At 58.5% G+C, this 13,027-nt stretch carries 14 protein-coding genes; 3 read left to right on the forward strand and 11 right to left on the reverse strand.

The annotated features are described in order from the left end of the window. Position 1: 1 nt before the first annotated feature. The 4 genes from VY732_RS14250 to VY732_RS14265 form a co-directional block, all read right to left on the reverse strand. The gene (locus tag VY732_RS14250) at positions 2-1,354 is read right to left on the reverse strand and encodes a c-type cytochrome (protein WP_331695757.1); all 1,353 of its coding nucleotides are present in this window, start codon (positions 1,352-1,354) and stop codon (positions 2-4) included. 17 nt (positions 1,355-1,371) lie between these two features. Further along, positions 1,372-3,624 (reverse strand): xanthine dehydrogenase family protein molybdopterin-binding subunit, encoded by a 2,253-nt coding sequence (locus tag VY732_RS14255; protein WP_331695758.1) that lies wholly within the window; start codon positions 3,622-3,624, stop codon positions 1,372-1,374. After that, the gene (locus tag VY732_RS14260) at positions 3,624-4,079 is read right to left on the reverse strand and encodes a (2Fe-2S)-binding protein (RefSeq protein ID WP_123594631.1); all 456 of its coding nucleotides are present in this window, start codon (positions 4,077-4,079) and stop codon (positions 3,624-3,626) included. The genes VY732_RS14255 and VY732_RS14260 overlap by 1 nt, the downstream gene beginning before the upstream one ends. An 88-nt stretch (positions 4,080-4,167) precedes the next feature. Next, entirely contained in the window at positions 4,168-5,100 is a 933-nt protein-coding gene (locus tag VY732_RS14265) for an AraC family transcriptional regulator (protein ID WP_331695759.1), read from the reverse strand. Positions 5,101-5,329: 229 nt separating this feature from the next. On the opposite strand from VY732_RS14265, the gene VY732_RS14270 reads away from it, so the two are divergent. After that, positions 5,330-6,574, forward strand: a complete 1,245-nt coding sequence (locus VY732_RS14270) for an MFS transporter (RefSeq protein ID WP_331695760.1) — start codon at positions 5,330-5,332, stop codon at positions 6,572-6,574. A gap of 16 nt (positions 6,575-6,590) precedes the next feature. Here VY732_RS14270 and VY732_RS14275 read toward each other — a convergent pair whose 3' ends face one another. Both VY732_RS14275 and VY732_RS14280 read right to left on the reverse strand, forming a co-directional pair. Continuing rightward, the gene (locus tag VY732_RS14275) at positions 6,591-7,052 is read right to left on the reverse strand and encodes a hypothetical protein (RefSeq protein ID WP_331695761.1); all 462 of its coding nucleotides are present in this window, start codon (positions 7,050-7,052) and stop codon (positions 6,591-6,593) included. A 168-nt stretch (positions 7,053-7,220) separates the two neighbouring features. Then, positions 7,221-8,135, reverse strand: coding sequence for a LysR family transcriptional regulator (locus VY732_RS14280; protein WP_331695762.1), 915 nt, complete (start codon positions 8,133-8,135; stop codon positions 7,221-7,223). A gap of 170 nt (positions 8,136-8,305) precedes the next feature. Between VY732_RS14280 and VY732_RS14285 the strand changes: the two genes are divergently transcribed. Then, entirely contained in the window at positions 8,306-9,316 is a 1,011-nt protein-coding gene (locus VY732_RS14285) for a zinc-dependent alcohol dehydrogenase family protein (protein ID WP_331695872.1), read from the forward strand. Positions 9,317-9,412: 96 nt separating this feature from the next. On the opposite strand, the gene VY732_RS14290 is transcribed toward VY732_RS14285, so the two are convergent. Both VY732_RS14290 and namA read right to left on the reverse strand, forming a co-directional pair. Then, entirely contained in the window at positions 9,413-9,796 is a 384-nt protein-coding gene (locus VY732_RS14290) for a nuclear transport factor 2 family protein (protein ID WP_331695763.1), read from the reverse strand. A gap of 40 nt (positions 9,797-9,836) precedes the next feature. After that, a complete protein-coding gene (namA, locus tag VY732_RS14295; protein WP_077572923.1) occupies positions 9,837-10,877 on the reverse strand; it encodes an NADPH dehydrogenase NamA in 1,041 nt (346 codons plus the stop codon). Between the two features lie 113 nt (positions 10,878-10,990). On the opposite strand from namA, the gene VY732_RS14300 reads away from it, so the two are divergent. Further along, entirely contained in the window at positions 10,991-11,380 is a 390-nt protein-coding gene (locus tag VY732_RS14300; protein WP_123594701.1) for a winged helix-turn-helix transcriptional regulator, read from the forward strand. A gap of 189 nt (positions 11,381-11,569) precedes the next feature. On the opposite strand, the gene VY732_RS14305 is transcribed toward VY732_RS14300, so the two are convergent. The 3 genes from VY732_RS14305 to VY732_RS14315 all read right to left on the reverse strand — a co-directional run bounded on the left by VY732_RS14305 (position 11,570) and on the right by VY732_RS14315 (position 13,014). After that, the gene (locus VY732_RS14305; protein WP_212622097.1) at positions 11,570-12,073 is read right to left on the reverse strand and encodes a cupin domain-containing protein; all 504 of its coding nucleotides are present in this window, start codon (positions 12,071-12,073) and stop codon (positions 11,570-11,572) included. A gap of 275 nt (positions 12,074-12,348) precedes the next feature. Then, the gene (locus VY732_RS14310; protein WP_077572920.1) at positions 12,349-12,570 is read right to left on the reverse strand and encodes a hypothetical protein; all 222 of its coding nucleotides are present in this window, start codon (positions 12,568-12,570) and stop codon (positions 12,349-12,351) included. A gap of 57 nt (positions 12,571-12,627) precedes the next feature. Beyond that, on the reverse strand, positions 12,628-13,014 hold the full coding sequence (locus VY732_RS14315) for a cupin domain-containing protein (protein WP_331695764.1): 387 nt from the start codon (positions 13,012-13,014) through the stop codon (positions 12,628-12,630). Positions 13,015-13,027 lie beyond the last annotated feature (13 nt).

A 13,027-nucleotide genomic window follows, 5' to 3' on the forward strand; every position in this document is an offset into this window, starting at 1 on the left:
CTTAGCGCATCTGCAGAATGATCGGGCTGCTGCTGGCCGGATCGGTGTGTTCACGCAGTTTGCCCACCGTCTGCGCATCCACCGCCGTGCTCTGATTGCCCCAGGTGCTGCGCATGAACGTCAATACTTCGGCGATCTGCTGATCCGACAGCTGTTCACGGAAGGCCGGCATGCGATAGGCATCTGGCACGCCAGCCGCGACCACACGCTGCGAACCATTCAGAGTGATGTTGATCGACGAGGCGCTTTCCTTGGCCAGCGCAGAAGTCGCGCCGGCCAGCGGCGGCATCCATTCAGGTTGACCCTTGCCGTCGAGGCCATGGCAGGAAGCACAGCGCGCCACGTAGGTATGAGCACCGGGCGAGTCCAGACGTTGCGCTGCCGAAACCGCTTGATACTGCCACGGCGCGCCATCCCGTTCGCGATCCCCGGGAAGCGATTTCAGGTAGTGGGCAATCGCGGTCAAATCATCATCGCTCATGAACTGCGTGGAGTTGTTGAACGCTTCGGTCATCGAGCCGTAGACCACCGCATGTTTATTGCGACCGGTCTTGAGGAACTGCACGATCTCCGGCTCGCTCCAGCGGCCCAGCCCGGTGTTGTGGTCATCACGCAGGCTCGGTGCATACCAGCCATCGAGCAAGGCGCCAGCGAGGTACGGTTTACCGGATTCATCCAGTGCCTTCTCGTTGAACGCCAGGCCGCGCGGCGTGTGGCAACTGCCGCAATGCCCGGCGCCCTGAACGAGGTAAGCGCCACGGTTCCACTGTTCATCCTGCGACGGTTTGGCTACGTAGGGCTCGGCGTCGACAAACACGCCGTTCCACAGTGCAATCGGCCAGCGCAGGTTCAGCGGAAAAGGAATCGCACTGGGGATGTTGGCCTGTTTCACCGGCGCCACGCCTTTCATGAAGAACGCATACAACGCACGTACATCATCGTCACTGAGCTTGGCGTAGGACGGGTAGGGCATCGCCGGGTACAAACGGCGACTGTCGGGCGCCACGCCGTGACGCACCGCCCGGTCGAAATCCGCCAGGCTGTAGTGGCCGATGCCGGTCTCCGTGTCCGGGGTGATATTGGTCGCATGGATTGAGCCCAGCGGCGTGGCCATTTCCAGGCCGCCAGCGAACGGCGCACCGCCCGGCACGCTGTGACAGGCCACGCAATCGCTGAGCCGGGCGACGTATTCGCCACGGGCGACCAGTGCCGGGTCGATGTCGGCCACGGCGATCTGATGGTTTTCCAGGCGCGAGACAGGCTCGCGGGTGACATACCAGGCCAGCAGGCCTGCCGCGACCAGGCACGGCACTGCCAGCCAGCCTGCGGTTCTTGCGAATCGGCTGTTATTCATGGACGCTCCGGCGCTGATCAAGTGAAGGTGTGTCGGCTCATGGGCAGGCTGCGCACCCGCTGACCGGTTAGCCTTGCCACTGCGTTGGCGACGGCAGGCGCGACCGCAGGCAACGGCGGTTCACCGATGCCACCCATTTTTTCGCCACTCTCGACCACACGCACACGGACCCGAGCCATCCGCGCAGGCGGCAGGATCGGATACAAGTCGTAGTTGCGCGCCCGGGGTTTGCCATCAATCCACACGGCTTCTTCCACCAGGGTTTGCGACAGTCCCAGCGCCACGGCGCCATTGACCTGCGCTTCGACAATCGCTGGGTTGACGATGCTGCCCGGGTCAATCGCCTGCCAGATGTCGTGCACCTTGACCTGGCCGTTCTCGATGGACACCTCGGCGATCACCGCCGTCTCTGTACCGAACGGCGAAGCCATGGCCACGCCGCGCGCACGTTTGCTGCCATCCTCGGCGGTAAACGGCCCACGCTTCCAGCCGCCCGACAGTTCAGCCACCGCTTGCAGCAGCGTGGTCAGGCGTTTGTTGTCACGCAGCAAATGCAGGCGCAGGTCGAACGGGTCCTTGCCGCCCTTGTCGGCCAGTTCATCAAGGAACGATTCATAGAAGAAGTCGTTCAGCGAATTGCCCACCGAACGCCAGTAACCGAGCATCGCCGGGCCTTTGACGTAGATCTGCGCGATGCGTTTGTTGGGGATCGCGTAGGACTTGCCGGACAAGCCTTCAAGCGCCGTCGGGTCAAGCTTCTCACCCTGCTTGCCGGCGAGGGCTTCGGTCGGGCCTTCGGTGGCACTGATCGCTTCGATTGCCAGCGGCCAGCCGTCGCTGTCCAGCGCGGCGCGGAAATTCACCGCAGCAACGGGACGGAGCACGTCACGCAGGAACTCTTCTTCGCGGCTCCAGATCAGTTTGACCGGACGTCCAACCGCTTTCGCCAGCGCGATCGCTTGCGGATAGGGACTGGCCGAGTCGTAGAGAAAATGCCGACCAAAGAACCCGCCCAGCAGCGGCGAATGCAAGGTGATGCGCGAAATATCTTGGCCCGTGCGTTTGGCGATGTCGGCGCGGAACATGTCCGGTGCCTGATTCGGCAACCAGACTTCCAGCGAACCGTCCGGGTTGAATCGGGCCAGCGCCGAAGGCGGCTCCAACTGCCCGTGGTTCAGGTATTGGTTGTGGTAAGTGGCGTCAATCCGCGTCTTGGTTTCCTTGAGAATCGCAGCCACGTCGCCTTGGTTTTCATCATCCTTGGCCGGGCTTTTGTCTTCAGCGAGGCGCTTGAACCAGGCATCGCTGGAAAAGTCGGCGGGCATCGGCCGCACTTTGCTTTCGGCCGTTGGCTCTTGCCAGTCGACCTGAATTGCCTCGACGGCACGTTTGGCGTGCCACCAGCGCTCGGCGACCACCGCCACGGCACCCGGCAGACGATGCACGGAATGCACGCCTTTCATTGCCTTGACCTGCTCTTCGTTGCGCAGGTTGCCGACCGTCATGCCCAGGCGCGGGGCATGTTGAACGGCAGCATGGAGCATGTCGTCGACCTTGAGATCGATGCTGTAGAGCGCCTTGCCGGTGGACTTGTCGTAGGCATCGAGGCGCTTCACCGGTTTGCCGATCCAGCGGAACTGACTCGGATCACGCAGTGTCACGGAGGCCGGATCGGGAACCGGCAGATCCATCGCGCGCTCGGCCAGTTCACCGTAGGCCAGCGAGCGGCCCGACTTGGCGTGCACGACTTTGCCAGGCTCGGTGGTCAATTCACTCACCGGCACGCCAAGTTGCTGCGCGCCCGCCTGCAATAACATGGCGCGGGCGAGGGCACCGAGGCGGCGCATCACCGGGTAACTCATGCGCACCGACATGCTGCCGCCGGTGATGCGCATGCCGTTTTCCAACACCACATAGGCTTCGCCGGGCGGCGCCGCTTCGACCAGAAAGGTCGATGGATCGGCATCCAGCTCTTCACCGACGATTTGTGCCATCGCCGTGAACGTGCCTTGTCCGCCTTCCATGAACGGGCAGAGCAGACGTACGCGGTTGTCCGGACGGATCTCGAGAAACGCCGGCACCTGTGTGCCGCGCTCGGCCGTCGCCGCTGCAACGGCAGCTTGCACGCGCGTTGTACCGAGCGGCAGGCCGAAGCCGAGGACCAGTGCGCCGACGGCGGTACCGGTGAGAAAACGTCTGCGCGAAACATTGATCGGTTCGTGCAGATCCAGTACCGAGGCTTGCAGTGAAGGGTCGATTCGAACGTTCATCACGCGTCTCCCTTGCCGGCCAGCTCATGCACGGCGGCATGAATGGCGTTGTAGGTACCGCAGCGGCACAGATTGACCATCGCTGCCTCGATCTGCGCATCACTCGGCTTGGGGTTCTGTTTGAGCAACGCGGTGGCGGCCATCACTTGCCCGGACTGGCAGTAGCCGCACTGCGCGACCTGCAGATCGACCCAGGTCGAGACCACCCGTTTGCCCACGTCATCGTTTTCGATGGCCTCAATGGTGGTGACCTCGCGGCCGACCACACCGGCCACCGGCGTGACGCACGAGCGCACCACATTGCCGTCCACCAGCACGGAGCAGGCGCCGCATTGCGCCAGGCCGCAGCCGTACTTGGTCCCGGTCATGCCCAGATCATCGCGGATCACCCACAGCAAGGGCGTATCGGCGTCGGCATCGACCTGATAGGTCTTCTGGTTGATTCGTAGTTCCATGATTCACCCGCTGATCATCGGTTGACGTGCATTGTTATTTGCGGTGACACGCGGCGAGGCGCATCACCGGTGAAGCTGGTTGTTTCGTTCAATTCGCTACGCTGCCGAGCGCTTCTGCCTCGAATGGCTGCCCGCGCAACAGGGCAATGTCACGACTCGGTGCAGTGCCGAACAGGCGGCCATATTCGCGGCTGAACTGCGAAGGACTTTCATAGCCGACCGCAAACGCCGCCCGTGAAACGTCGAGGCGCTCGACCAGCATCAGTCGCCGCGCTTCGTTGAGCCGCAGCCATTTCTGGTACTGCAGCGGACTCATGCCGGTGAGCTGGCGGAAATGATGGTGAAAGGTCGGCGCGCTCATCTGCACCCGCGCGGCCAGATCGTCAATGCGCAGGGCATCGGTGTAGTTGACCTTGAGCCAGTCAATCGCTTTGGCAATGCGATAACCCTGACCATCGACGGCCGTGATCTGCCGCAGCCGTGCGCCTTGATCGGTATGCAGCAGCCGATAGTGGATCTCGCGCAGAATCAGCGGCGCCAGCACCGGGATTGCCTCGGGTTCATCGAGCAATGCCAGCAGGCGATCGAGCGCGCCCTCCAGCGCCGACGACAGACTGCCAATCGCGGCGCCCGTGCCCGTGGCTGGCTGCCGCTTGGCCGGCAGGCCGCTCTTGGTGATGACCTCGGCGAGCATGCTCACATCCAGTTTCAGCACGAGGCCGACACAGGGCTGCTCAGGACTGGCGAGCATCACTTCGGAATTGGCGGGCAGGTCCAGTGAGGTCACCAGAAACCGCGAAGGGTCATAGCTGTAGCCTTCACCACCGACCCACAAACGCTTTTCACCGCGACCGACGAGAATCAGGCTCGGTTCGATCATGCACACAACGGGGGGCGCCGGTTGGTCGCGACGAAACAACGACAAGCCGGGTATGGCCGTGGCGAAGTCACCCGGTGCGCTCACGCGCGGGTCAATGTGCAACGCCAACGGTGGCTCATGGCGAAGGGGGGTATCGATCATGTCGGGTCACTCCTGTTGACTGAACTCTAATCCGCGCGCGAGACGTTTCCTATCCATCACCCTGCATCGCCAGAGGATCAGGCAAGCATTCAAGAGGAATGCGCTAGGGAAGGGCCGGATTGACCGGGAGAATGTGTCTATCTGTTACAGGGGCAGTGCCCGAATGGGTTTCAAGCTGCTTGCCCCTGCGCATCACATCCACAGGTTTTTCGCACCACAGGTAGTTCCCATGACGTTTCCTTCTACAGATCCTTCTAAAACAACAGGCGGCTGGAGCGCTGTGCTGGCCATGTCGCTGGCCGCATTCGCCCTGGTCGCTTCAGAGTTCATGCCCGTCAGCCTGCTGACGCCGATTGCGGCAGACCTGCACATCACCGAAGGCCAGGCCGGGCAGGGCATTTCCGTGTCGGGTGCCTTTGCCCTGATCACCAGCCTGCTGATTGCCTCGGTCGCTGCTCGCGTCGAACGCAAGAAATTGCTGCTGGGCCTGACCTTACTGATGATCGTCTCCGGCACGGTGGTCGCGGTCGCACCGGGTTACCCGTCATTCATGTTTGGACGTGCGTTGATCGGGATCGCGATCGGCGGTTTCTGGTCATTGTCGGCGGCGACTGCGATGCGTCTGGTGAAGCCTGAACAGGTTTCGCGAGCGCTGGCCATCGTCAATGGCGGTAACGCGCTGGCCACGGTAATCGCGGCTCCAGCGGGGAGTTTTCTCGGCTCGCTGATCGGCTGGCGCGGCGCATTTTTCTGCGTGGTTCCGGTCGCCGTGCTGGCCGCCGTCTGGCTGCTGATCAGCCTGCCGTCCTTCAAGGTCGAGCGCCAGGCCGGTAGCGGCAATGTCCTGCGCCTGATGAAGCAATTGCCAGTGGCCTTGGGCATGGTCGCTGTCAGCGTATTTTTCATGGGCCAGTTCATGTTGTTCACCTACCTGCGGCCCTTTCTTGAAGGCGTGACGGGCGTCAGTGTCTCAACGTTGTCCTTGATGCTGCTGGGGTTGGGACTGGCCGGTTTTATCGGCACTTTTCTGATCGAACGGTTTATGGGTCGCGGCCTCTACCGCACGTTGACCGTCATCCCGCTGATCATGGCGGCCATCGCGCTGGCGTTGGTCAGCTTCGGCAAATCACCGGTGCTGACCGCCGTGTTGCTCGGCCTCTGGGGACTGGTCGCCACGGCCGCGCCGGTTGGATGGTGGACATGGCTGGCGCAAACGCTGCCGGATGATGCGGAGGCCGGAGGTGGCTTGCTGGTGGCGATTGTTCAACTGGCTATCGCCGGTGGCGCGATCATTGGTGGTCTGGCTTTTGATTTGAGTGGTTATAAAGCTACATTCGAATTTAGCGCCGCTGTATTGGTTGTCGCGTCAGTGCTTGCCTGGTTGGCGGGGCGTAATGCCACTGAAGTTCATCTTGTTGAGTCGGCAGTTCATTCGGACGCTGTTTCCGGCAAAGCTGGGTCCCGATTGGTCTGATCAAGCAGGACGCTGCTCAGTGCGCCAATGACGGTTGGGTCGCGACCGAGACAGTGAAGACCACGACAAACAGCACGACCAATCCCCAGAAAATCACCATGACTGTCAGCAGGAAGACCTTAAGGCCTTGATAAAGCCTGCGCAGCCAATGGCCTTCGGGTTTTGCGTCTGCGCGGGTTCTTAGTACGCCTTTCAAGTAAAAGCCGAGGAGCGCCAATAGCGCGCCATCGATTGCCAGTGCAGGCAGACCGGCTACGGGGAAAATGCTTTCCCACCGATAGAAAGAAGACCGGCTCAGAAAGACCACATAACAAGTCAGACTGCCGTAGGGCAGTGCTCTCCACCATTTGCCGGCGAGCGCTCCGACCATCAGGCACATGATCACCATGAACGGGCTGAGGAGAATATGGATCATCCAGTCCAGTACGTTGGGCAAGTAGTCCGGGGAATGGATGCTGCGCCAGAGGTATTCCAACATTGTTCGGGTTCCTGCCGTCCATGAAGTAAGTGCTGCTGCGGTGCTTCCGTGCTGCAGCACGGTATCGGCGTGTTTTCGGGTTACATAAGGGGGTTATGGGAATTGGGCAGGAATGCACATTCGCGAAGGACCGGTTCTGCCCCGTGACCACCGTTTACAGCTCAATCGCTACAGTTCCAGCCAGTCGGAATGAAGCAGCGGAAAGCGCTCTTGCAGCCACTCAATAAAAGCTTGAACCTGGGGCGCCAGATGAGTCCGGCTCGGGTATAGCAACGACACCGGGCGAGGGGCTGGCCGATAAGGCTTTAGAATTTCCACCAAACCGCGACTTTCCAAATGCTTGGCCACGGCGATCCCGGGTGCCTGAATTATTCCGAAACCCGACACGCCACACTGAACGTACGCATTCGACTCGGTGACGGTGATGCCGGCGTCAGGCACAAAGGATCGATCCTGACCTTTCACCGAAAAATGCCAGGGCAATGTTCTGTTGCTCTGACCGGACAAGAAGTTGACGCCTCGATGGGAGGCTAGATCGTCGAGTGTCTTGGGCTCGCCATGCTCGTTCAAATACTCGGGCGCGGCACACGTCACCATCGTCGCCATCGCGATAGGGCGAGCGATCAAGGTCGAATCCGGTAGATCGCCGATACGCAACGCACAGTCGACGCCTTCGCCGATCAAGTCGATGGCCCGATCAGTCACGCCCAGCACCAGGTTGATACTGGGGTAGCAGACGGTGAATTCTTTAAGGCTATTGATGAATTTCATCTGCGCGAAGGCGCTTGGGATATCGACGCGCAGCCGGCCTGTGAGCGTTGCTCCTGATCGATCGAACATTGAGGTCGCAGCAGAAATACCCGCCAGAATTTCCTGTACCCGCTCATAGAACCTCTCGCCCTCGGCGGTGAGGGCGACCTTTCTCGTGGTGCGCTGGAACAAGCGCACGCCCAATGACGTTTCCAACTCCTGGATATACCGAGTGACCTGCGGTCGCCCGATGTCCAGCGATTCGGCAGCTTTGGTAAAGCTGCCAAGTTCGGCAAGCCTGGCGAACAGTCGCATCGATTGAAGCAATTCCATGACGCTTTCCTATGAACCCGGACATCAACGGTTGAACATGATTGTTATCCAAGAATAGAACAATCATGTCTTTTTCCACGCATTTATTGCGCACCTTCAACAGCGAAAAATGCACCCAAGGCGGAACCGGCTCTGGTTCGAGGCCATTGATGTGTATTTGGAGATTGGCAATGAAAGCTTGGTTATTGAACGATTTCGGACTCGACAACCTGCAATTGGGAGAGGTTGCGACCCCGCAACCCAAGGCAGGCGAGTTACTGGTGAAGGTCGGCGCTGTCTCGCTCAACTTTCGCGACAAGGCTATCGTCGACGGCATTTATGAACCGCACAGGGTGCCCAAACCTCTGATTCCCGTAAGTGATGCAGCCGGCACGGTGGTTGCGATTGGTGACAACGTCACGCGTTTTAAAGTCGGTGATCGTGTCAATTCCCACCTTTACTCACGTTGGCTGGATGGCGAACCAGGGCCGAACGAACCCGATTACTGCTTCGGTTCGCCGTTGCCCGGCGGTCTGGCCGAATACATGATCATCCATGAAGACAGCGCCGTCGGTGCCCCCGACAACATGAGCGACGAGGAGGCGGCAACACTGCCTATTGCTGCGCTCACAGCCTGGTATTCGCTGGTGGACTTTGGGCAAATCCAGCCGGGCCAGACCGTATTGGTTCAAGGCACTGGAGGTGTATCGATATTTGCCGTGCAGATTGCTACTGCACTTGGCGCGAAGGTCATCGCAACGTCGAGCAGCGACCAGAATCTGCAAACCGTGACGGGGCTGGGGGCCGTGGCTGGCATCAACTACAGAACGACGCCGAATTGGGCGGACGAAGTGCTGAAGCTAACCGACGGCAAAGGCGTGGATCTGCTCCTCGATGTGGCCGGTGGCAGCGGCATCAACCAATCGGTCGCAGCAACCAAGGCATCGGGGCGTATTGCGCAGATCGGCTTTCTCACGGGACAAACCGTTGAGCTCAATCTGATGCCACTTATTTTCCGCCAGACGACCATTCGCGGAATCGCCGTGGCGCCGCGTTCATCATTTGACCGGATGAATACTTTCCTCAACGAGCACGAAATCCGTCCCGTGATCGATCAGGTCTATCCGTTCGAGAAAGCACGAGAAGCTTACGAACATCTCGCGAGGGGAGCATTTGGGAAGGTTGTGATCAAAGTCGCTTGATAACGTAAAGGCGCCAATTTGGCGCCTTTTTTCTCGCTCATCGCAGCAGATTCTGATGTCAACGCATAAGCAAGGGCCGCCGGACGACCCAAGTCATCAAGGCGCTACATGAGTTTGAAAAATCTTGCTAATCACAGTCCACTTGCCATCAACTTTCAGCAGATGAAAAAAGTCGGTGAAAGAGATACCTGACATGTCGTTGGCGTCGATGCGAGCGCTCGCCGCCGTACCGACGACTTCGACGCGAACGATAGCCGCCGGTGCATCAGGAGAAGGGCGGAAACCCTTGTCGATCCCGTCGAACAGGATTGAAATTGCGCCGCCCGTCAGCTTACCGTCGCCATCGACGCTGAACATGGTCGCTTGCTCACTGAAGGCTGGCTTCATGATGCTGCTTTTGGCCTGCTTGCAGCCCTCAATGTACTGGTTAAGCACCTCGGTGATGGCTTGGTATTCTTCAACGTAAGTCGGCTTGCTCATGTGCTTGCTCCTGCTTCATAGGATTAGTGCAACAAAGGCATCAGGCTTTGGCATCAAGCCAGACAGATCCATAACGTGTGTAGGCGGTAGGAATCTCAATGATTTCTTCAAGATCATCTGCAGCGCTGCGAACCCAGAATGGATCTCGGAGCATTTGCCGCCCGACAAACACCAGATCAGCTCGGCCGTTCTGCAAGATTTCTTCAGCCTGACGTCCACTCTGAATCACACCCACAGCGCCTGTTGCTATATGCAACTCCTTACGCAGTAATTCAGCGGCCGGCACCTGGTAACCCGGGTAGGTCTCGACCTTGACCATCTTGATCCCGCCGGAGCTGCAGTCGATCAAGTCAACGCCCTGCGCTTTCATCCAGCGACCATATTCGAGGAACGACTCGGGCGTGTTTCCGCCTTCGGCGTAATCAGAACTGGAGATGCGCACGAACAGAGGGCGATCCCCCCAATGCGTTTTGACCTCTTCCAGCACCTCGCGCAGGAAGCGATAACGACGCTCGGCATCTCCGCCATATTCGTCGTCGCGGGTATTAGCCAACGGCGAGAGAAACTCACTTAACAAGTAGCCGTGCGCGGCATGGATCTCAAGCACATCGAAGCCAGCTTCGCTGGCTCGACGTGCGGCATCGCCGTACAGCTTTACCAGAGCCGGAATCTCATCAGCCGCGAGTTCGCGAGGAACAGGGCTGGTTTGCGTAAATGGAATCGCCGATGGCGCGATGTGAATCAGACCGGGCAGGTCAGCATTGCGCCCCGCATGGCCGATCTGAGCGCCGGCTTTTGCACCAAAGCCGTGAAGCAATTCCGTCAGCGCCTTCAAGCCGACAACGTGCTCATCGCTCCAGATGCCAAGGTCACCGGCGCCAATACGACCGTCAGCCTGAATGGCCAGCGTTTCGGGAAAAATCAGCGCCGCCTGACCCAGAGCACGAGCGCCGTAATGAACGCGGTGCCAGTCAGTGACGAAACCATCATCCGCCGCCATATGCATGCACATAGGGGACATGACGACCCGGTTTTTCAGGGTGAGGCCCTTAATTTCATAGGGTGATAACAACAAACTCATCTGTCCGATTCCATAGTGGTGAATATGGAATCCATGCTAACTTTTGCAGCACATCGACGTAAGTACGCACAATTTTGTGCGGTAGGCACACTTTTTATACCATGGTGATAACAGTGAAAAAATGTAACCCCCAGGATGAAATCGAGGCTTTCGCTTGTCCCGTCGCATTCACTGTCGATGTCATCGGTGGAAAATGGAAATCGCTCATACTTTTTCACCTGATGTCAGGCACGAAGCGCTTTAACGAGCTACGTCGGCTGATTCCAGATATCACGCAGAGGATGCTCACACTCCAGCTCAGAGAACTGGAGACGGACGGGGTGATTCATCGCGAAATCTATCGCGAGGTGCCACCCAAAGTGGAGTATTCGCTTACAGCGTTAGGTCATTCACTCGCGCCATTGGTGAGTGCGATGCGAGAGTGGGGCGCAGTGCATGAACGCACGATCCTGGAGCTCAGGCGCTCTGCCGTCTGTGACGACAAGTTGGAATCTCTGGCTTGAATCACGCCGATGTTGAGAGGTGGAGGGGGTGAACAATGCGAAGTTTGTTGCTCAAATCAGTAATGTCTCAAGCGCATTCCGAGATAAAGCCACATCGAACTGGTTGCGCCGGATCTGGACATGATGGCGCCCGTCATCATGAATGAAACCGAGCTTCCTGGCTGACTGATAACTAATGTGGATGCCCCCTCATGGTTCGTCGTCCCAATAATCAAGCGTAGTCCCGGGCCGCTGCACAGCGGTGAACGCGCGAGCTCCATTGATTGTGACCATCGCCTGATATTTGCCGGAGTCCGGGTATTGGCAGATTTCGGGGGTTTCTCGGGTGCTAATGGACAGGTACTTCAGCGGCGCATCCGAGGTGTTGATGATTTGATGCGGATACTCGGGGCCGGCCGGAATGAAGATGACGTCGCCGCTTCGGATCGGCAACATTTCACCCGCCACGCGCAGGGTGCCGAACCCTTCCAGGATGACAAACATCTCTTCCTGAGCATAATGAAAATGGTAGGGGCAAGAACGCTTGCCTGGCGCGACGATGTCCATCGACGCACCGAGTTTCTGCGCGACGGTGTCAGTGCCGAGGCGCGCGCCATGGCTCTCGTAAAGAGGGTCGCGGCGCTCGTATTGCAGCGGCACATCATTGAAGTTGCGAATCATGCGCGCAGCTAAAGCACAGGGGTCATTGCTCATTACTCACTCCCGAAAGTATTTGTACGGGCATCCCGCCTCGCGTAGCTAATCGAGTTGCCATTTATGCGGCAGCAGCTCTTCAATTTCACTTGCCCGATGCGTAAGCGTTCACCGAAGTCATGATGCATGACTCAGGCCGATGTCTGAAAGAAGGTCTGACGCGTCTGCCGACGCGCCGGGCGAGTGATATTTCCGACCTGTTGCCGCACAGGTGGATGCCCATCTCACTGTGCAACCCTATTTCAACCATTTGCCCGCGACCAGCACGTTCTGTCTCAGCCATACATGTACAAAAGGTTGTCGATCAGTTCTAGGTCCTGCTGCGTGTACTGGACCTTGTTGTACCGTCTAATATCCTCAAGCACACCCCTGATCGGAACTTGCCGCGAAGGATCCTGAACAATTTCGATCAGACGGTCGTAATCGGGATCTCTTCCCTTGAGGTATTTTTCAATCAGTTCTTTGAGTGCTACGCGCGCCTCTGGATCGGATAGCACTGTCACATCTCCCGCAAAATCGTGAATTCATCGGCTTTGATAATGGATAACGCTGGATTATATCCAGACGTCGTTCAATGCCGTTCTTTCGCCATCTTCATGCCCGGTGTTCAAAATGCCTCGAGGCTCGATCATCATCAGTTTTGCTTCACCTTCAGCAGCTGTCCGATGTTCGACGCCACGGGGTACTACATAGAGTTCACCCGGATTCACATAGACGCAGCCATCCGGCAGGTCGATGCGCAAGGTGCCTTCCAGGACAAGAAATGCTTCGTCGGTCTCAGGATGTGAGTGCCAGATGAATTCGCCTTCGATTCGCACAACCTTGAACTGGTAGTCATTCATCTCCGCGACAACCCTGGGACTCCATTGCTGTTCGATGAGCGAAGCTTTATGTGCCAGGTTTACAGGAACTGATGATTGTTGATGACAGAGCTTTGACATGACGGATCCTCGG

The organism is Pseudomonas sp. ZY71 (assembly GCF_036542145.1).
In the GTDB taxonomy this organism is placed as follows: domain Bacteria; phylum Pseudomonadota; class Gammaproteobacteria; order Pseudomonadales; family Pseudomonadaceae; genus Aquipseudomonas; species Aquipseudomonas koreensis_A.